Consider the following 17,432-nt stretch of genomic DNA (forward strand, 5'->3'; position numbering starts at 1 on the left):
CGAAGCTGAGGTGGGCCGGGGCATGAGGCTGGATCGAGCAAGGCAGGATGCGAGCTACCGGGCTGCGGCGGCCGAGTTCGGTGCGGCTATCTCCCGGCTCGCCCGCGGGTACGAAGCCGACCCTGAGCTGAGGGCGGATCTGGTGCAGGAGATCCATCTGGCGCTGTGGCGCAGCCTCGCGGCGTTCGACGGGCGGTGCGCCTTGGCAACCTGGGTCTATCGGGTCGCGCACAACACGGCGGCCTCGCACGTGGCGCGGCGGACGAAGGCGGAGCGCCTGGCCTCGCTCGAGGCGCTGGAGCAGCTGCAGGACGACGACGATCCCGAGGCCGTGGTGGACAGTCGGCGCCGCCTGGAGCGGCTGACGGCGCTGGTCGGCGCGCTGGCCCCGGCCGACCGGCAGGTGGTGCTGCTCTACCTCGAGGACATGGACGCCGCCGCGATCGGCGAGATCACCGGCCTCTCCGCCGGCGCGGTGGCCGTGAAGATCCACCGGCTGAAGCGGCTGCTGAGCCGGCGCTTCCAAGAAGGAGACCTCCATGGGCGATGAGGCGGAGGCGCTGAAGGCGCTTTGGCGCGCGCAAGAGAAGGAGACTGACCCGGTGACCCTGGACGCCATCCATGCCCGCGAGACCCTCTTCGTCCGACGAGCCCGGCGGGGGCAGGCCGCCGGGCTGTTCGTGGCGGCGGTGAACGCCGCCAGCTTCACGGCGATCGCCTGGCTGAGCGCCGACCCGTTGTTGCGCGGCGGCGCTCTGGTCGTCGTGGCGGGCTGTGTCTGGACGGCTTGGCGCCTGGGCCTGATGGCCAGGCGCCGGGCTCCCGCCGACGCCGGGGCCATTGCCCTCGTCGACCATCAACGGGCGGAACTCATCCGGCGGCGGCAGAGCTTCGCGGCCCTGATGCTCACCGCCGGGCCCATGCTGGCCGGCCTGGCCGTCATGCTGCTGGCGCTGGCGCGGCGTGGGGGCGCTGCGAATGCGACCGCCCTTGGCGGCGCCCTGCTCCTATGGCTCGCAGGCGCGTGGCTGGCCGCCCGCCGCCACGGGGCGCGGGTGCAGCGGCAGATCGACGCCCTGGATCGCGAAGCCGCCCGCTAGGCGGGGTGGCCCAGCATGGTTAGCGGCGCGTTAACCATGCTGGGCCACGACTGGACCATGGCGATCGAGGGAATCCGTGGGGTTGTCGAAGGCGCGATCCAGCGCGCGGCGCGCGCGACGGGCGTGGACTTCTCGTTCCTGGTGCGCACGGCCAACCGCGAGAGCGGCTTCAATCCGCACGCCAAGGCCTCCAGCTCCTCGGCCGCGGGGCTGTTCCAGTTCGTGGAGCAGACCTGGCTGCAGACGCTGAAGAGCCACGGCTCGAAGCACGGCTACGCGCGCTACGCCGACCTGATCAGCCGCAGCGCGGACGGCAAGTACCACGTCACCGGGGCCGAGGCGCGGCGGGCGGTGATGGACCTGCGGCTCGACCCGCACGCCGCCTCGCTGATGGCCGGCGAACTGGCCTCGGACCATGCGGCCTATCTGAAGGGGCGGGTGGGGCGGGACCCGACCGCCGGGGAGCTCTATGCGGCGCACTTCCTGGGGCCGCAGGGCTCGGCCAAGCTGATCCAAGCCATGGAGCGGCGGCCGGAGGTCAGCGCCGCCAGCCTGTTCCCGGACGCGGCGCGGGCCAACAAGGCGATCTTCTACCGCGACGGGCGGGCCGCCTCGGTGGCCGAGGTCTACGCCAATCTGACCCGCACGGGGGGCGCAGGGCCCGGCGCGCCGGCCCGCGAGGCGGTGGCGGCCCCGGAGGAGGTCGGCTTCGTGCAGTACGCCTCCGCGCGGCGCGACGACCGCATCCGCCAGCAGGAGGCGCTGGTGGCGCTGATCCTGCGGGGGTCGCAGCCGGCGGACCAGCTGGGCGTCGGCTCGCGGCTGACCGGCTCGATCTTCACCACGGAGATGCTGAAGCTGCTGTCGGACGCGCGCGAGGAGAGCTGAGCGGCGGGGCTGATTTCCTCTCCCGCTCACGCCCTTCCTCTTCCTCGTCATCCTGGGCCTTGTGCCTAGGATCCATGGGGCCGGTGCGTGGGCGCTGGACAGGGCGCTTCGACCTCGCGGCCCGTCTCCTTTCGCCGTCGAGCAGCCGAGGAATGGATCCTAGGCACAAGGCCTAGGATGACGATCGAGGTTGAGCGGGAGAGGAAGGGCTGCTCAGGCGGCGGCGCCGGCGGCGAGCAGGGCCTCGATCTCGGCCTCGGCGTAGCCGATCTCGGCCAGGACCTCGCGGGTGTGCTGGCCGAGCGCCGGGCTGGGCGGGCGGACGCCCACGTCCACGCCCGGAAAGACGGCGGGGGCGGCCGGCTGGGGGTAGGTCCCGCCTTCGCCGTCCTCCACCTGCAGGATGGCGCCGGCCGCGGCGACCTGGGGATCGGCGACCACTTCGGCGGGGGTCTGGACACGCGCCCAGACGAGGTCGGCCGCGTCGAGCCTGCGGGCGATCTCGTCCATCGGCAGGGCCGCGAAGGCCTGGTCGAACTCGGCGGTGATCGCCGCGGCGTTCTCCCGGCGCAAGCGGCCGGTGTTGGCGCGAGGGTCGTCGATCAGGTCCGGCCGGCCGGCGGCCTGGCAGAAGGCCTCCCAGCCGCCGGAGCCGCCGCGGGGATTGTGCACGAACCAGTGGCCGTCGGCGCTACGGAAGACGTTGGCCAGCGGGTTCATGGGCTGGCTGCGGGGCTTCAGGGAGGCGAGGCGGCCGTACTTCATCTGGATGGCGAGGTCGGAGGACAGGGCGTAGACGCCGGTGGCCAGCAGCGAGGTCTGCACGAGCCGGCCCTTGCCCGTGCGCTCGCGCTCGTAGAGGGCCGCCAGGATGGCCGAGACGGTGGCCAGGGAGGTGGTGTGGTCGCCGACCCCGGTGCGCAGCATGAAGGGCTCGGCGCCCTTGGGCGGGATCATGTTGGCGACGCCGGCGCGCGCCCAGAAGGCGGTGACGTCGAAGCCGGGCTTGTGGGCGTCGGGCCCCTCGAGCCCGTAGCCGGTGATCACCGCGTAGACGAGGCGGGGGTTGAGCGCCAGCAGGGCCTTGTCGTCGAGGCCGGCGCGGCGCAGCGAGGCGGGTCGCACGTTGGTCAGGAAGACGTCGGCGCTGGCGGCCAGGCGGGCGAGCGCCTCGCGCCCCTCCGGCTTGGCGATGTCGAGGACGACGCCGCGCTTGCCGCGGTTGTCGAGGTCGAACACCGGGTTGCCGGACAGCTGGCTCTTGGTGTCGGCCAGGGTGTGGCGCATGGCGTCGCCGCCGGGACGCTCCACCTTGACCACGTCGGCGCCCCAGTCGCAGAGGATGCCGGCCGCGCCGGGGCCTGCGATGTAGGCGGAGAAATCGACGACCTTCAGGCCTTGCAGCAGCACGGCGTCCCCCAAGCGTCTTGTTGGTTTGCGGCCACTCTAGAACAGCTGGCGGTTTACGCCACGGCGGGGCGGTTCGCGACGCTCGGCCGCGGGGGCGGGGTTCATCAACAGATTCGGCCGGCAAGATCTCGTTAAGCATGGCCATGGCAGGCTCGACTCGTGGGACTCCGATGGTCTCACAGGGCGGGGAATTCCGGGGGCCATGGCGACGACGCGTGCCGCGTTGACGGAGGAGGACATCCGCACGCTGGTCCGTGGGGCGACGCCCGACGAACGGGCGGCGGCGGCGCACAAGCTGTGCCGCAACATCGAACGCCTGCCGCTGACCGATGACGACCGCGCCCTGGCCGCCGAGATCCTGCGGATCATGGCCTCGGACGCCGCCGAGCTGGTGCGCCGGGCGCTGGCCGCCACCCTGAAGGACTCGCCGCTGGTGCCGCGCGACGTGGCGCTCAGGCTGGCCCGCGACGTCGAGACGGTCGCCCTGCCGCTGCTGAACTTCTCGCCGGCCTTCACCGACGACGACCTGGCCGAGATCGTGCGGCTGGGCGGGCCGGTGCGCCAGCTGGCCATCGCCAAGCGGCCGAAGCTGTCGCGAAAGGTCACCGACGCGCTGGCCGAGCACGGCGGGGAGCGGGCGGTGGCGGCTGCCTGCGGCAACGACAAGGCCGACTTCGCCGAGACCTCCCTGCAGCGGGTGATCGAGCGGTTCGAGCATTCCGAGAAGGTGCTGGCGGCGGTGGCCTTCCGGCAGGTGCTGCCGCTGTCGGTGACCGAGCGGCTGATCGACCTGGTGAGCGAGCAGGTGCGCGACCACCTGGTCAGCCACCACGCCCTGTCGCCGCAGACCGCGCTGGAGATCGCCCTGGGCTCGGCCGAGCGGGCGACGGTGGACCTGGTGGACCAGGCCGGGCGAGCCGCCGACGTGAAGGGCTTCGTGGCCCACCTGAACAGCGCCGGCCGCCTGACGCCGTCGCTGCTGCTGCGCGGCCTGGCCCAGGGGCACATGACCTTCTTCGAATGGGGCGTGGCGGAGCTGGCCGGAGTGCCGCACCATCGGACCTGGCTGATGATCCACGACGCCGGGCCCCTGGGGCTGCGGGCGATCTACGAGCGCGCCGGCCTGCCGGCGCGGCTGTTCCCGGCGTTTCGGGCGGCGGTGGACACCTTCCACTCCATGGAGTTCGACGGCGGGGCCCGCGATCGCGAGCGGTTTCAGGAGCGGATGATGCAGCGGTTCCTCACCCAGCCGCTGGCGGCCGCGCGCGAGGACGTGGACTACCTGATCGACAAGATGGACCGCCTGTCGCGCTCGGCCCGCAAGGACGCGGTGCGCGAGACGGCCTGACGGCTGACGTCGCGTCCGCCTTGCGGCGGCCCCGCGGCCGTCCCAAGCTGGCGGAATGTCCGACGCCGAGATCAAGCCCGCCGCCACCATCCTGCTGCTGCGCGACCAGCCCGCCTTCGAGGTGCTGATGGTGCGCCGGCACCACCAGATCGACTTCGCCTCGGGCGCGCTGGTGTTCCCCGGCGGCAAGAGCCACGCGGGCGACCACGACCCGGCCTGGGCGGACCATGTGGTCGGCTGGGACAAGCATGACGCCGAGCAGCGGGCGCTGCGCATCGCCGCCATCCGCGAGGTGTTCGAAGAGGCCGGGATCCTGCTGGCCAGCCGCCGCAACGGAGAGCCGATCGGTGGAGAGGCCTGCCCGATGGAGGTCCGCGAGGCGGTGGACGCCGGCCGCACCCCGTTCCTGGACGTGGTGTGCGACCTGGACGCCCGGCTGGAGCTGGACTCGCTGACGGTGTTCGCCCGCTGGATCACCCCGCCGCTGACGCCCAAGCGGTTCGACACCTGGTTCTATGCGGTGCGGGCGCCGGACGACCAGGTGGCCGCCTGCGACGGGCGTGAGACGGTGGACGCCGAGTGGATCCCGCCCGGGGAGGCGCTCCGGCTGGGCGAACTGGGCGAGCGCAAGGTGATCTTCCCCACGCGCATGAACCTGAAGCTGCTGGCCGAGGCGCAAAGCGCGGCGGACGCGGTCGCGCGGGCCAAGGCGCGGACCCTGGTGACCGTCCAGCCCCAGGTGCAGAAGCGGGAGGGCGGCAGCGTCCTGGTGCTGCCGCCGGACGCCGGCTACGGCGTGGTCGAGGAACCCCTCGAACGGGTGATGTAGCCTAGGCCCCGGCCTCGCTGACGGCGGCTTCGAGCTCCTTCACCAGGACAGCGCCCACCGGGTGGGTGTCGTCCTTGATGTCGTCGCGGACCGCGGCCTTGATGGCGTTGATGTGGGCGTCGACCAGCGGCATGGGCGCGGCGGTGCGCTTGGCCTTGTCGTCGGTCAGGCGGCACAGCGAACCGGCGATGCGGGTGATGATCGGGAAGCCGTAGGTCGCCCCCAGGCCCTTGAGGTCGTGGGCCCGCAGGTAGAGCGACTCCATGGTCTCGGCGGTGGCGCCCACCGCGCGCACCTGCTGGCGGGCGGCCTCCAGCTTGTCGATCTCGTCCTGCAGCCACTGGGCGAAGTTGCCCGACAGGCTCTTGAGCGCCGCCTCGGCCTTGGCGATCGCCGCCGGATCGATGGCGCCCAGACGGCCCAGACCGCCGCCCACCTTGGCTCCGAGCTTGTTGGGCACCTGAATCATCTGCCCCGTGTTCTGCTGGCTCACGCGGTAGCCTCCTGCACTCGGGACCAACCTTAGGTGGAAGCCGTTAAAAAATGGCTGTGGCGCCGCCGCCGCCGTTCTCAGGCCGAAAACTGCTCCGCCAGCACCCGCTCTTCGAGGCTGCGGCCGGCGTCGAAGAGCATGGTCATGCTGACCTCCCGGTCCTCGCAGACAGCGACTTCGCAGACGTCCCGGACCTCGTAATTGTCCGCCACGGCGCTCACCGGGCGCTTGTCAGCCTCGAGCACCTCGAAGCGGACATGGGCGGTGTGGGAGAGCAGGGCGCCGCGCCAACGGCGCGGGCGAAAGGCGCTGATGGGCGTCAGCGCCAGAACGCGGGCGTCGAGGGGCACGATGGGGCCGTGGGCCGAGAGGTTGTAGGCGGTCGAACCCGCCGGGGTCGCCACCAGGGCGCCGTCGCAGGACAGCTCCGGCAGCCGCACCTTGCCGTCCACCGAGATGCGCAGCTTGGCGGTCTGGCGGGTCTGGCGCAGCAGGGAGACCTCGTTGATCGCCAACGCCTGGTGCTTCTGACCGTCGACGCCGACGGCGTTCATGCGCAGGGGGTGGATGATGGCCGTCTCGGCGGCGTTGATCCGCTCCAGCAGCCCGTCCTCGCTGTACTCGTTCATCAGGAAGCCGACAGAGCCGCGATTCATGCCGTAGATCGGCTTGCCGGTCTCCATGTGCCGGTGGAGCGTCTCGAGCATGAAGCCGTCGCCGCCAAGGGCGACAATCACCTGAGCCTCGGCCTCGGCCGCCTCGCCATAGCGTCGGGCGAGCGCGGCGCGGGCGTCCTGGGCTTCAGGCCGGTCGCTGGCTGTGAAGGCCAGTCGGGTCACCATGGGCTGGGCGTTGAACATCGGCGGCCAGAAGCGGCCAATGGCGGCCGCTTGTCAAACCTGACCTAGCGGGCGCCCACCGCCTGCCGGAAGGCGGCGCCGGCCACCGTCTGAGGCACCGGCCCGAGCACGCCGGCCGGGCGCGCCGCGCCGCCCCCGGAGGGCCGCCCGTTGTTCAGGCGACGGACCATGTCGAGGATGGTGGGATAGACGCTGCGGTCGATGCCGACCGCCGCGCAGGCCAGCGACAGCAGCTCGGGCCGGTCCGAATCCAGGGCGCGTCGGATGTGGTCCGCTTCGAACCCGCCGAGCTGGGCCAGGGCGGTGGCGAAGAGGCTGAGCCGGCCTTCGCGCAAGGCGCGGACCAGGTAGCCGGGCCTGAGCTGGCCGGCGGCGTGCAGCTTGTCGATGAGCTTGCGCTCCATCTCCTCGCGCTCGCCCTCCCGGGCGACGATCACCAGGCCCTCGGCCTCGGGCGGGGCGTTGCCGTGGGCGTCGCGGATCGCGTCGGCGATGGCCTGATCCAGGCTGGCGGTGTCGAGGCGGAAGCGGTCCGCCAGCGCGCCGCGCAGGGACTGACCCACCCAGACGTAGAGCTGCATGGCGAGGTCGGCGGTGAGCCGGGGATGCCGCGACAGGGGGGTGCGCAGGGCTGCGACCTTGCGGGCCGCGGCCACCAGCTGGCGCATGTCCTCGTCGGAGAGGTCCGCGGTGGGATTGTTGGCGAGCGCGGTGAGCACCGCGGGCTCGGCCTGCCGCAGGATGGCGGCGACCACCACGCCGCCGAGCTGCGGTCGGCGGGCCACCTCGATCTGGTGCTCGATCGTGGCTTCGACCAGCAGGCGGACGAGGTCGTGGTCCTTCAGCACCGGGCTTCCGGCGATCACCGGACGGGCGATCTCGATCTCGTCGAGCGCCAGGACATTGATCAGGGCGGGCGGGGCCCAGTCCGCCCGGGCAAGGCGCTCGGAGAGGCGGCGGCGTATGTCGCGCTCGGCCTCGACCACAAGGTTCATGAAGATCGACGACAGCAGCCCCTGGACCGCGGGCTCGGCGCGGCTCTGCGGCGCGCCGCCGGCGTCGCACAGGTCCACAATGCCCAGCAGCAACCGTTCGCGGTCGCCAGGCGCACGACTCTTCGCCAGCTCTAGCAGGCTGGCGCTGCTCAGGGCGACACCCAAGCCACTAACCCCCATCCCCGGGACCGTTCTGGTCCCTCAAATCCGAATCTCCTCTGTGCGGATGAAAACATGCTTAAAGGGTCGCCGACCAACCAAGGGGAGAGGACGCGCCGAATGGCCGAACCGCTGATCCTGGCGCTCGACCAGGGGACCACCAGCACCCGCGCCATCCTGTTCGACCGCAGCGGCCAGGCCCTGGCCGAAGCCGGTCGCCCGCTGCAGCAGCACTATCCGGCCGACGGCTGGGTGGAGCACGACGCCGAGGAGATCTTCCGCGCCTGCGTCGAGGTGCTGGACGAAGCGGTGCGCAAGGCTGCCCGGTCGATGGACGAGGTGGCGGCGATCGGCATCACCAACCAGCGCGAGACGGTTGTGGTGTGGGAGAAGGCCACCGGCCGCCCGATCCACAAGGCCATCGTCTGGCAGGACCGGCGCACGGCGCCCCTCTGCGAAGAGCTTCGAGAGCAGGGGCGGGAGGGGGAGGTGACGCAGATCACCGGCCTGCTGCTCGACCCCTACTTCTCGGGGACCAAGGTGCGCTGGCTGCTGGACACGGTGGAGGGCGCCCGCGCCGCCGCGGTGCGCGGCGAGCTGCTGGCGGGGACGATCGACAGCTGGGTGATCTGGAAGCTGACGGGCGGGAAGGTGCACGCCACGGACGCCACCAACGCCTCGCGGACCCTGCTCTACGACATCCGCAAGGGCGCCTGGTCGCCCAGCATGGGCGAGATGCTGGACGTGCCGCTCGCCCTGATGCCGCAGGTGCGCGACTGCGCCGGGGACTTCGGCCAGACGGAGCCGGGCCTGTTCGGCCGAGCCATCCCGATCCGCGGCGTGGCCGGCGACCAGCAGGCGGCGCTGATGGGCCAGGGCTGCATCCGCCCGGGCGAGATGAAGGCCACCTACGGCACCGGCTGCTTCATGCTGGTCAACACCGGCGAGGCGGCCCCGGTCTCCCGCGCCCGGCTGCTGACCACGGTGGCCGCGCAGGTGAACGGGCGCACGACCTTTGCCCTGGAGGGCGCGATCTTCATCGCCGGCGCGGCGGTGCAGTGGGTGAACGAGGGGCTGGGCGTCTCCGGCGGCCCCACGGCCGTGGAGAAGCTGGCCGCGGGCGCCCGAGAGGACCACGGGGTGGTGCTCGTGCCGGCCTTCACCGGGCTGGGCGCGCCCTGGTGGGACGCCAACGCCCGGGGCGCGATGTTCGGCCTGACGCGCGACGCGGGACTGTCGGAGATCGCCCAGGCCACGCTGGACGCCTCGGCCCTGCAGACCCGCGACCTGATCGAGGCCATGCGCTCGGACGCGCCGGAGGCGTTCCACGGCGGCGTGGAGCTGCGCATCGACGGCGGCATGTCGCGCAGCCTGTGGTTCAGCCAGCGCCTGGCCGACCTGACGGGCGTCAGCGTCTGCCGCGCCACCTATCAGGAGACCACGGCGCTGGGGGCGGCCCTGTTCGCAGGCCTGGGGGCGGGGCTCTATGGCTCGCTGGAGGACGCGGCGGCGGCGCGGCCGCCGACGGAGGGCTTCCAGCCCGCCATGGACACGCACCGGCGCGAAGCGGCCTACGCCCGCTGGCTGGACGCCGTGGAGCGGGTGCGCAGCTGATCGAGGTCCCGCCCGACATCGTGCGCAATGCGCGGGCGCTGGGCGGCGAGGCGGCGCGCTGGCTCGACGACTTGCCGAACCTGCTCGCCGAGCTGCGCTGCGAGTGGGGCTTCACCCTCGGTCGGCCCCTGTCCGGCGGCAACAGCGCCTTCGTGGCCGAGGTGACGACGGCGCAGGGCGAGCCGGCGGTGCTCAAGGCGGCCATCGCCGGCTACGAGCCGCTGGCGGGGGAGGCGCGCACGCTGGAGCTGGCGGGCGGGCGAGGCTATGCGCGCCTGCTGCGCTCCGACCTCCGGCGCGGGGTGCTGCTGATCGAGCGGCTGGGCGCGCCGGTCTCGTCCCGAGGGCTGAGCGTGGACCGCCAGATCGAGGTGCTCTGCGAAGCGCTGCGGCAGGCCTGGCGACCGCTGGAGGACCCGGGCGGCCTGCAGACGGGCGTCGACAAGGCCGACTGGCACGAAGCCTTCCTGCAGGAGAGCTGGGAGGCGCTCGGCCGTCCCTGCCCGGAATGGCTGGTGGCGCACGCGATCACCCTGTGCGGCCGGCGCCGGGCGGCGTACGCTCCGCAGGGCTCGCTGCTGCTGCACGGCGACCCGCACGAGGAGAACGCGCTGGCCGACCCGCTGCGGCCGGGCGCGTGGCGCTTCGTCGATCCCGACGGCCTGTTCGCCGAGCCCGCCTATGACCTGGCCGTGCTGATGCGGGGCTGGACGGAGGAGATCCTGGCCGGCGATCCGGTGGAGGCGGGGCGCGCCCGTTGCCGCCGCCTGGCGGAGCTGGCGGCGCAGCCCGCGGCGGCGATCTGGGAGTGGGGGATCATCGAGCGGGTGTCCACCGGGCTGCTGCTGATCAAGCTGGAGGCCCAAGCGCGCGGTTCGGCGATGCTGCAGGTGGCGCAAGCCTGGGCGGCCGCGGACGCTTGACGCCCCGCCTGCCGCGGAGGACTCTGGGTTCGAACAGACGTTAAAACGGGAGACGCCCCATGGCGGACGGATCGGTTGGCGGCGTGACCTCGCTGAAGGGCAAGGTGAGCGCCGAGGAGTGGAAGGCCCGCGTCGACCTGGCGGCCCTCTACCGGCTGGTGGCCCTGCACGGGTGGGACGACCTGATCTACACCCACATCTCGGCGCGGATCCCGGGGCCGGAACACCATTTCCTGATCAACCCGTACGGGATGCTGTTCGAGGAGATCACCGCGTCCTCGCTGGTGAAGATCGATCTGGACGGCAACATCCTCCAGGAGACGCCCTACTTCATCAATCCGGCGGGCTTCACGATCCACTCGGCGATCCACAACGCCCGGGAAGACGCCCACTATGTGATGCACCTGCACTCGGACGACGGGGTGGCCGTGGCCGCCCAGTCCGAAGGCCTGCTGCCGCTGTCGCAGCACGCCCTGATCGTCCAGCCGCGGCTCGCCTACCACGACTACGAGGGCATCGCGCTGAACCTCGACGAGCGCGAGCGCCTGGTGGCCGACATCGGCGACAAGACGCTGATGCTGCTGCGCAATCACGGCACCCTGTCGGTGGGCGACACCGCCGCCAACTGCTGGATCGGCATGTACTATCTGGAACGCGCCTGCTCGATGCAGGTGAAGGCGCTGTCCGCCGGCCGCGACAGGGTGATGATGGCGCCGGAGGCCTCGCAACTGGAGGTCCGCAACCAGGTGGCGCGGGGCATCGGCGGCGGTCTCGCCTGGCCCGGCTGCCTGCGCAAACTGGACCGCGAACTACCCGGCTACGACGCCTAGCCAAGCAACAGAATTCACAAAAGAACGGGCGCCTCCACTTGAGGCGCCCGTCGCATTTCTGCGCCTGTTTCAGAACCGCAACGCAGAGCCATCCTTCTGTCACTGGACGGCGTGTATCGGGTCGCCCTAAGAGCCCCATGATTTCTCGGCCGGTCCGCCGGCGCCTGGGCCACGGAGCGTACAGGTCTTGTTGAGACGCCACTTCTTCCTCGTCGCCGCGATCGCCGTGCTCGCCGTCATGCTGGTGGTGGGGGGGATGAAGGTGCTGGGCCGCAAGGCCGAGGCTGGGCCGGCCGGCGGCCCCGGCGGAGGCGCGGCGGCGGCGAAGGGCGGTCCGGCCATGAAGGGCGGGCGGGGCGGCTTCGGCGGCCCGACGCAGGTCTCGGTGGCGACGGTGCAGCCCCGGGCCTTCGCCGACACCATCGAGGTGCTGGGCGTGGCCAAGGGCCGCCAGTCCGTGACCCTGACGGCGGCGACCACCCAGCTGGTGGAGCGCGTGCGCTTCACCGACGGCCAGGCGGTGAGGCGCGGCGAGGTGCTGGTGGAGCTGCGCGCAACCGAGCAGGACGCAGGGATCGCCCAGGCGGAGGCCCGGCTGGTGCAGGCCCGGCGCGCCTACGAGCGCTATCGAGAGCTCGGCCAACGGGGCTTCGCCTCCAAGGCCGCCATTGACCAGTACGAAGCCGCGTACCGGACGGCCCAGGCGGACCTCTCGGCCGCGCGGGCCCGGGAGGCCGACCGGGTGATCCGCGCGCCATTCTCCGGCGTGGTGGGCCTGTCGGACGTGACCCCCGGCGCCCTGGTGAACCCCGGCGCCCCGATCGTCACCCTGGACGATCTCTCAGCCATCCGAGTGGACTTCCAGGTGCCCGAACGCTTCCTGAGCCAGCTCTCCGCCGGCCAGACCATCCTGGCCACCGTGGACGCTTACGCCGGCGAGACCATCACCGGCCGTATCCAGCGGCTCGACACCCGGGTGGACGAGCGCACCCGGGCGATCACGGCACGCGCCGAGTTCCCCAATCCCGGGCAGCGCCTGAAGCCGGGCATGCTGGTGCGGGTGGGCGTCTCGCGCGGCCAGCGGCAGAACCTCAGCGCTCCGGAGTCGGCGGTGTCGGTGCAGGGCGACAACGCCTTCGTCTACGTCATCCGCCAGATGGGCGAACGGACGGTGGCCGAGCAGCGGCCGGTGCTCACCGGCGTGCGGCAGCAGGGCTTCGTGGAGATCCGCGACGGGGTGCAGCCGGGCGAACGGATCGTCGCCGACGGCCTCAACAAGATCCAGCCCGGCCAGCCGATCCGCATCGCCGGCGCGCGCGGGCCCGGCGGCCCGGGCGGCGCGCGTCCGCAGGGCGGGCGGCCAGGCATGGCGCCGGGGCAGGGAGCGCCGGCGCAGGCCGCGCGGTCGCCGGCATGATGCTGTCCGACATCTCGGTCCGCCGGCCGGTCTTCGCGGCGGTCGCCGCGATCATCCTGTGCGTGGTGGGCTTCGCCTCGTTCACGGCGTTGACCGTGCGCGAACTGCCCAGCGTGGACCCGCCGGTGGTCTCGGTGTCCACCACCTACCGCGGGGCCTCTGCGGAGGTGATCGAGGAGCGGATCACCGAGGTGATCGAGCGGCAGATCGCCGGCATCGAGGGCATCGACCGGATCAACTCGGCCTCACGCGACGGCTCTTCGCGGATCAGCATCTCGTTCAAGCTCGACCGGAACCTGGACGACGCAGCGAACGACGTGCGCGATGCGGTGAGCCGGGTGACCGCCCAGCTGCCGGAGCAGGCCGACCCGCCGCAGATCCAGAAGGCGAACGCCGACGCCTCGCCGATCATGTTCCTGAGCTTCACGTCGACGACGCTGAACCGGCTGCAGCTATCGGACTACGCCCAGCGCTACCTGGTGGAGCGGTTCTCCACCGTGCCGGGCGTGGCCAACGTCGGCGTCGGCGGGGCGCAGTTCTATTCCATGCGCATCTGGCTGGATCCCGACGCCATGGCGGCGCGCGGCATCGCCGTCGAGGACGTGGAGAGCGCGCTCAACGCGCAGAACCTGGAGCTGCCGGCCGGCTCGCTGGAGGCGCCCACCAAGGACTTCACCATCCGGGTGGCGCGCGGCTACTCGACGCCGGCCCAGTTCTCCCAGCTGCCCATCGTGCCGGCCAGGACCGCGACCCAGGCGCAGGCCTCGGCGGCGGTGGGCGGCACCGCCTCGGTGGCGGGCGCGCCCCAGGGCGTGATGCGCGACGTGACCACGCCCACGGCCGGCCAGAGCTACATCACCCGGCTGGGCGACATCGCCCGGGTCGAGGAGGGGCCGGACGAGCACCGCCGCAGCTTCCGCTCCAACGGACGCGACCAGGTGGGCATCGCCATCTTCCGCCAAAGCCTGGCCAACGACCTGGAGATCTCGGACGGCGTCCGCCAGATGATCACCGAGATCAAGCCGGGCCTGCCCAAGGGCACCGACCTGCAGGTGGCGGTGGACTACACCGAGTTCACCCGCCACGCGATCGAGGAGGTCTGGATCACCATGGCCATCGCGCTCGGCTGCGTGGCGCTGGTCAACTTCCTGTTCCTCGGCACCTGGCGGGCGGCGCTGATCCCCTCGATCGTCGCCCCAATCTGCATCCTGTCGACCTTCATCGTGCTGGCCCCGCTGGGCTTCTCGATCAACCTGCTGACCCTGCTGGCCCTGGTGCTGGCCATCGGCCTGGTGGTCGACGACGCGATCGTGGTGGTGGAAAACATCCAGCGTCGGATCGATGACGGCGAGCCGCCGATCGTGGCCGCCCAGCGCGGCGCGCGGCAGGTGTTCTTCGCCGTGGTGGCCACCACCATCGTGCTGATCTCGGTCTTCGCGCCGCTGATGTTCATGCCGGGCTTCACGGGGCGGCTGTTCGTGGAGCTGGCGGTGGCGGTCGCAGCGGCCGTGGCGTTCTCGGCCGTGCTCGCGCTGTCCCTGTCGCCGATGCTGGCGTCCAAGCTGCTGAAGCCGGCCAAGGGAGAGGGCTGGGTGGCCCAGCGCATCGACCACGCCATGGACCGGCTGCGGGGCTCGTACCATGCCTCTCTGGAGGCGGTGCTCGGCAAGCGGTCGGCGTCGATCACCGCCGGGGGTCTGGTGCTTGTGCTGGGCGCGCTCGCGGTGGTGGTGTTCAACGTGCTGCCCAAGGAGCTGACGCCGGAAGAGGACCGGCGGCGCGCCCAGGTGATGATCACCGGGCCCGAGGGCGCGGGCTACGACTACACCAAGCAGGCCGCCACCCAGCTGGAGCAGATCCTGCTGCGCTATGTGAAGGACGGCACGCTCGACCGGTATGTGCTGTCCATGCCGCGCTTCGGCGGGGCGAGCAGCTTCAACAGCGCCGGCGGCAACACCATGCTGTCCGAGGACGCCGACATCACCACCCAGGAGTTCGCGGCGCAGCTGAACCGCGAGCTCGCCAGCATCACCTCGGTGCGGGCCATCGTCTCGCCGGAAGGCGGGCTGCAGCGAGGCGGCCCGGGCGGGGGGGGCGGGGGCGGCGGCTCCAGCGTGCAGCTGATCGTCACCGGCAACGACTATCCCGAGATCGAGCGGGCGATCCGGCCGATCCTCACCGCGGCGGAGAGCAATCCGGGCCTGGCGCGGCCAAGGCTGGACTATGAGCCCACCAGCCCGCGGGTGGTGGTGGACATCGACCGGGACAAGGCCGCCGCGCTCGGCGTCTCGGCCCAGTCGGTGGGCCGGGCGCTGGAGACCATGTTCGGCTCGCGGCGGGTGACGACCTACATCAAGGCCGGCCAGGAATACGACGTGCTCCTCCAGACCGACCGCTCGCAGCGGCAGACGGAGGAGGACCTAAAGAACGTCTATGTGCGGGCGAGCTCCGGGGAGCCCATTCCGCTGTCCAGCCTGGTGTCCACGCGCGTGCGCGGGGATACGCCGGATCGCGCCCGGGTCGACCGCCTGCGTTCGATCACGCTCACCGCCCAGCTGAACCCCGGCTATTCCATGGGCGAGGCGATCGACTTCCTGAAGGCCGAGGCGGCCCGGCAGCCGGGCGGCCTGGGCGTCAAGTGGGGCGGCGGGGCCCGGGACTACCTGGAAAGCTCGGGCGCCGTCGGCGTGGCCTTCGGCATGGCGCTGTTGCTGGTCTTCCTGGTGCTGGCGGCGCAGTTCGAAAGCTGGATCCACCCCAGCGTGATCATGCTGACGGTGCCGGTGGCGGCGCTGGGCGGCCTCTTCGGCCTGCTGGTCGCCGACTCCTCGGTGAACACCTACAGCCAGATCGGGCTGATCATCCTGGTGGGGATCGCCGCCAAGAACGGCATCCTGATCGTCGAGTTCGCCAACCAGCTGCGTGATGAGGGCCTCTCGGTGCGCGAGGCGGTGATCGAGAGCGCCTCGCTGCGCCTGCGGCCGATCATCATGACCTCGATCTCGGCGGCGGCGGGCGCGATCCCGCTGATCGTCTGGGGCGGCATGGGCGGCGAGGCGCGCAAGACCATCGGGGTGACCATCTTCTTCGGGGCGATCTTCTCGACCATGGTCACGCTGTTCATCGTGCCCGTGTTCTACAACATGCTGGGCCGGTTCACCCGCTCGCCCCAGGCCACCGCACGGCGGATCGAGGCCTTCGAGGAGGCCGAGAAGTCGCGCGTGGCCAACGCCGCCGAATAGAAGACCGCCCGAAAGCAAAATGGCCTTCCCCGGCAGTCGGGGAAGGCCAGGATGCGGGACACGCCGGCGACGCGGGGGACGCGGCCTGGCGCGCTCCGCGCCGCCGCTTGGGGTTCGGGGCGCGGAGAGATGTCGACCGGACAGCAGGCTCGACCCGCCGAAGATGCGCCCGGCGGTTGTGCGCGTCAAGGTTGTCTAGGGCGAGAAGTCGCCTGGAGGGGGAGTGACCCGGCTCAGGGCTTGAAGCCGGTCTCCACCATGAGATAGCCGATCAGGTCGCGGCGGTCGTTGGCGTCCTTCAGGCCCGCGAAGGTCATCTTGGTGCCGGGCAGGTAGCCCTTCGGGTCCGCCAGCCACTGGTCGAGGTGCTGGGCGTCCCAGGTGATGTTCGCCTGCTTGATCGCGTCGGAATAGTTGTAGTTGGGCTTGGACGCCGCCTTCTGGCCGAAGACGCCGTGCAGGTTGGGGCCGGTCATGTTGGCGCCGCCCGGGGTGATCGTGTGGCACGAGCGGCAGAGCCCGAACTTGGCTTCCCCGTTGGCGAGGTCCGCCTGGTTGTAGGGGGCCGCGTAGGAGGCCAGCAGGGCCTTCTTCTCGGCCTCGCCCATGGCCGGCTGGGTGGCGGCCGAGGTTCCGGACGCAGCGGAGGCGGCCGCCTGGCTGTTCGACGCGTCCTGCCCGCTCTGCGACTGGCCGCAGGCGGACAGCGCGGCGGCCACGGCGGCGACGGCGAACACGGAACCCGGTTTGCGCATGGAGGTCTCCTCAGGACGAAAGGCGCGGCAAGCTAGCGCACGGCCAAGCCGATGCAAGCCGCAGGAACTCTGCTCCTAACGCCGCTTGCGCCGTTCCCGGTTCACCGCCTCGTCCAGCGCCTGCAGGAAGCGCGAGCGGGCCTGGCGGTCAAAGGGCTTGGGGCCGCCGGTCATCTCGCCCAGGCTGCGCAGGTGCTCGCCGATCGCCCGGCTCGCCAGGGCCTGGCCGATGGAGTCGGGCGTGAACTCGCGGCCGTTGGGCGCGATGGCGGAGCCGCCGGCCTTCAGCACCCGCTCGGCCAGCGGGATGTCGTTGGTGACCACGATGTCCCCCGGCTGGGTGCGCTCGGCGATCCAGTCGTCGGCCACGTCCGGGCCGGCGTCGACGATCATCCGCTCGATGCGCGGCGAGGCCGGGATCTGGATGAAGCTGTTGGAGACGACGGTGGTGGTCAGGCCGTAACGCGCCGCGACCTTGTAGACCTCGTCTTTCACCGGACAGGCGTCGGCGTCGATGAAGATGCGCATCCCCTGGCCGTAGACAGCGCGCCGCCCCGTTGCAAGCCGCA

16 protein-coding genes are annotated in these 17,432 nt (G+C 71.7%); 10 read left to right on the forward strand and 6 right to left on the reverse strand.

The features are described 5' to 3' along the window. Positions 1-22: 22 nt before the first annotated feature. The 3 genes from VIL67_RS00540 to VIL67_RS00550 are packed head-to-tail and all read left to right on the forward strand — an operon-like array spanning position 23 to position 1,988. On the forward strand, positions 23-550 hold the full coding sequence (locus tag VIL67_RS00540) for an RNA polymerase sigma factor (protein ID WP_332046891.1): 528 nt from the start codon (positions 23-25) through the stop codon (positions 548-550). Then, complete coding sequence (locus tag VIL67_RS00545; RefSeq protein ID WP_332046892.1) at positions 540-1,100, forward strand: hypothetical protein; 561 nt, start codon at positions 540-542, stop codon at positions 1,098-1,100. Before VIL67_RS00540 ends, VIL67_RS00545 begins: the two co-directional genes overlap by 11 nt. A gap of 36 nt (positions 1,101-1,136) precedes the next feature. Beyond that, positions 1,137-1,988 carry a transglycosylase SLT domain-containing protein gene (locus tag VIL67_RS00550; protein ID WP_332046893.1) on the forward strand — a complete coding sequence of 284 codons (852 nt, stop codon included), beginning with the start codon at positions 1,137-1,139 and terminating at the stop codon, positions 1,986-1,988. Positions 1,989-2,201: 213 nt separating this feature from the next. On the opposite strand, the gene VIL67_RS00555 is transcribed toward VIL67_RS00550, so the two are convergent. Next, on the reverse strand, positions 2,202-3,398 hold the full coding sequence (locus tag VIL67_RS00555) for a CaiB/BaiF CoA transferase family protein (protein WP_332046894.1): 1,197 nt from the start codon (positions 3,396-3,398) through the stop codon (positions 2,202-2,204). 202 nt (positions 3,399-3,600) lie between these two features. Here VIL67_RS00555 and spbR point away from each other — a divergent pair, with 202 nt between their 5' ends. Continuing rightward, positions 3,601-4,746, forward strand: a complete 1,146-nt coding sequence (spbR, locus tag VIL67_RS00560) for a SpbR family protein (protein WP_332046895.1) — start codon at positions 3,601-3,603, stop codon at positions 4,744-4,746. Between the two features lie 55 nt (positions 4,747-4,801). Continuing rightward, entirely contained in the window at positions 4,802-5,575 is a 774-nt protein-coding gene (locus VIL67_RS00565) for an NUDIX hydrolase (RefSeq protein ID WP_332046896.1), read from the forward strand. 1 nt (position 5,576) lies between these two features. Here VIL67_RS00565 and VIL67_RS00570 read toward each other — a convergent pair whose 3' ends face one another. From VIL67_RS00570 to VIL67_RS00580, 3 genes are all read right to left on the reverse strand, one after another. Beyond that, complete coding sequence (locus VIL67_RS00570) at positions 5,577-6,044, reverse strand: Hpt domain-containing protein (protein ID WP_414696149.1); 468 nt, start codon at positions 6,042-6,044, stop codon at positions 5,577-5,579. Positions 6,045-6,145: 101 nt separating this feature from the next. Then, a complete protein-coding gene (locus VIL67_RS00575) occupies positions 6,146-6,928 on the reverse strand; it encodes an NAD kinase (protein ID WP_332046898.1) in 783 nt (260 codons plus the stop codon). Positions 6,929-6,972: 44 nt separating this feature from the next. Next, positions 6,973-8,103: a DUF2336 domain-containing protein gene (locus VIL67_RS00580; protein ID WP_414696143.1), complete on the reverse strand. Its 1,131-nt coding sequence runs from the start codon at positions 8,101-8,103 to the stop codon at positions 6,973-6,975. Between the two features lie 99 nt (positions 8,104-8,202). Here VIL67_RS00580 and glpK point away from each other — a divergent pair, with 99 nt between their 5' ends. The 5 genes from glpK (at position 8,203) to VIL67_RS00605 (ending at position 16,108) form a co-directional block, all read left to right on the forward strand. After that, positions 8,203-9,696 carry a glycerol kinase GlpK gene (glpK, locus tag VIL67_RS00585; RefSeq protein WP_332046900.1) on the forward strand — a complete coding sequence of 498 codons (1,494 nt, stop codon included), beginning with the start codon at positions 8,203-8,205 and terminating at the stop codon, positions 9,694-9,696. Between the two features lie 20 nt (positions 9,697-9,716). Beyond that, the gene (locus tag VIL67_RS00590) at positions 9,717-10,619 is read left to right on the forward strand and encodes an aminoglycoside phosphotransferase family protein (RefSeq protein ID WP_332046901.1); all 903 of its coding nucleotides are present in this window, start codon (positions 9,717-9,719) and stop codon (positions 10,617-10,619) included. 59 nt (positions 10,620-10,678) lie between these two features. Beyond that, on the forward strand, positions 10,679-11,449 hold the full coding sequence (locus VIL67_RS00595; RefSeq protein ID WP_332046902.1) for a class II aldolase/adducin family protein: 771 nt from the start codon (positions 10,679-10,681) through the stop codon (positions 11,447-11,449). Between the two features lie 187 nt (positions 11,450-11,636). Further along, complete coding sequence (locus tag VIL67_RS00600; RefSeq protein WP_332046903.1) at positions 11,637-12,866, forward strand: efflux RND transporter periplasmic adaptor subunit; 1,230 nt, start codon at positions 11,637-11,639, stop codon at positions 12,864-12,866. Then, entirely contained in the window at positions 12,866-16,108 is a 3,243-nt protein-coding gene (locus VIL67_RS00605) for an efflux RND transporter permease subunit (protein ID WP_332046924.1), read from the forward strand. The genes VIL67_RS00600 and VIL67_RS00605 overlap by 1 nt, the downstream gene beginning before the upstream one ends. Before the next feature lie 233 nt (positions 16,109-16,341). On the opposite strand, the gene VIL67_RS00610 is transcribed toward VIL67_RS00605, so the two are convergent. Together VIL67_RS00610 and VIL67_RS00615 are read right to left on the reverse strand one after the other, a co-directional pair. Then, positions 16,342-16,863 carry a c-type cytochrome gene (locus VIL67_RS00610; protein WP_332046904.1) on the reverse strand — a complete coding sequence of 174 codons (522 nt, stop codon included), beginning with the start codon at positions 16,861-16,863 and terminating at the stop codon, positions 16,342-16,344. Between the two features lie 75 nt (positions 16,864-16,938). Next, positions 16,939-17,391, reverse strand: a complete 453-nt coding sequence (locus VIL67_RS00615; RefSeq protein ID WP_332046905.1) for a YaiI/YqxD family protein — start codon at positions 17,389-17,391, stop codon at positions 16,939-16,941. Between the last annotated feature and the right edge of the window lie 41 nt (positions 17,392-17,432).

This window comes from Phenylobacterium sp., assembly GCF_036563385.1.
Taxonomy (GTDB): domain Bacteria; phylum Pseudomonadota; class Alphaproteobacteria; order Caulobacterales; family Caulobacteraceae; genus Phenylobacterium.

What these genes read in the sequence shown, in the direction of transcription:
- VIL67_RS00565 (WP_332046896.1), top strand. Translation starts at nt 4,802, where the DNA reads ATGTCCGACGCCGAGATCAAGCCCGCCGCCACCATCCTGCTGCTGCGC.
- VIL67_RS00575 (WP_332046898.1), bottom strand. Translation starts at nt 6,928, where the DNA reads ATGTTCAACGCCCAGCCCATGGTGACCCGACTGGCCTTCACAGCCAGC.
- VIL67_RS00610 (WP_332046904.1), bottom strand. Translation starts at nt 16,863, where the DNA reads ATGCGCAAACCGGGTTCCGTGTTCGCCGTCGCCGCCGTGGCCGCCGCG.
- VIL67_RS00545 (WP_332046892.1), top strand. Translation starts at nt 540, where the DNA reads ATGGGCGATGAGGCGGAGGCGCTGAAGGCGCTTTGGCGCGCGCAAGAG.
- VIL67_RS00605 (WP_332046924.1), top strand. Translation starts at nt 12,866, where the DNA reads ATGCTGTCCGACATCTCGGTCCGCCGGCCGGTCTTCGCGGCGGTCGCC.
- VIL67_RS00550 (WP_332046893.1), top strand. Translation starts at nt 1,137, where the DNA reads ATGCTGGGCCACGACTGGACCATGGCGATCGAGGGAATCCGTGGGGTT.
- VIL67_RS00570 (WP_414696149.1), bottom strand. Translation starts at nt 6,044, where the DNA reads ATGATTCAGGTGCCCAACAAGCTCGGAGCCAAGGTGGGCGGCGGTCTG.
- VIL67_RS00580 (WP_414696143.1), bottom strand. Translation starts at nt 8,103, where the DNA reads ATGGGGGTTAGTGGCTTGGGTGTCGCCCTGAGCAGCGCCAGCCTGCTA.
- glpK (WP_332046900.1), top strand. Translation starts at nt 8,203, where the DNA reads ATGGCCGAACCGCTGATCCTGGCGCTCGACCAGGGGACCACCAGCACC.
- VIL67_RS00540 (WP_332046891.1), top strand. Translation starts at nt 23, where the DNA reads ATGAGGCTGGATCGAGCAAGGCAGGATGCGAGCTACCGGGCTGCGGCG.
- VIL67_RS00615 (WP_332046905.1), bottom strand. Translation starts at nt 17,391, where the DNA reads ATGCGCATCTTCATCGACGCCGACGCCTGTCCGGTGAAAGACGAGGTC.
- spbR (WP_332046895.1), top strand. Translation starts at nt 3,601, where the DNA reads ATGGCGACGACGCGTGCCGCGTTGACGGAGGAGGACATCCGCACGCTG.
- VIL67_RS00595 (WP_332046902.1), top strand. Translation starts at nt 10,679, where the DNA reads ATGGCGGACGGATCGGTTGGCGGCGTGACCTCGCTGAAGGGCAAGGTG.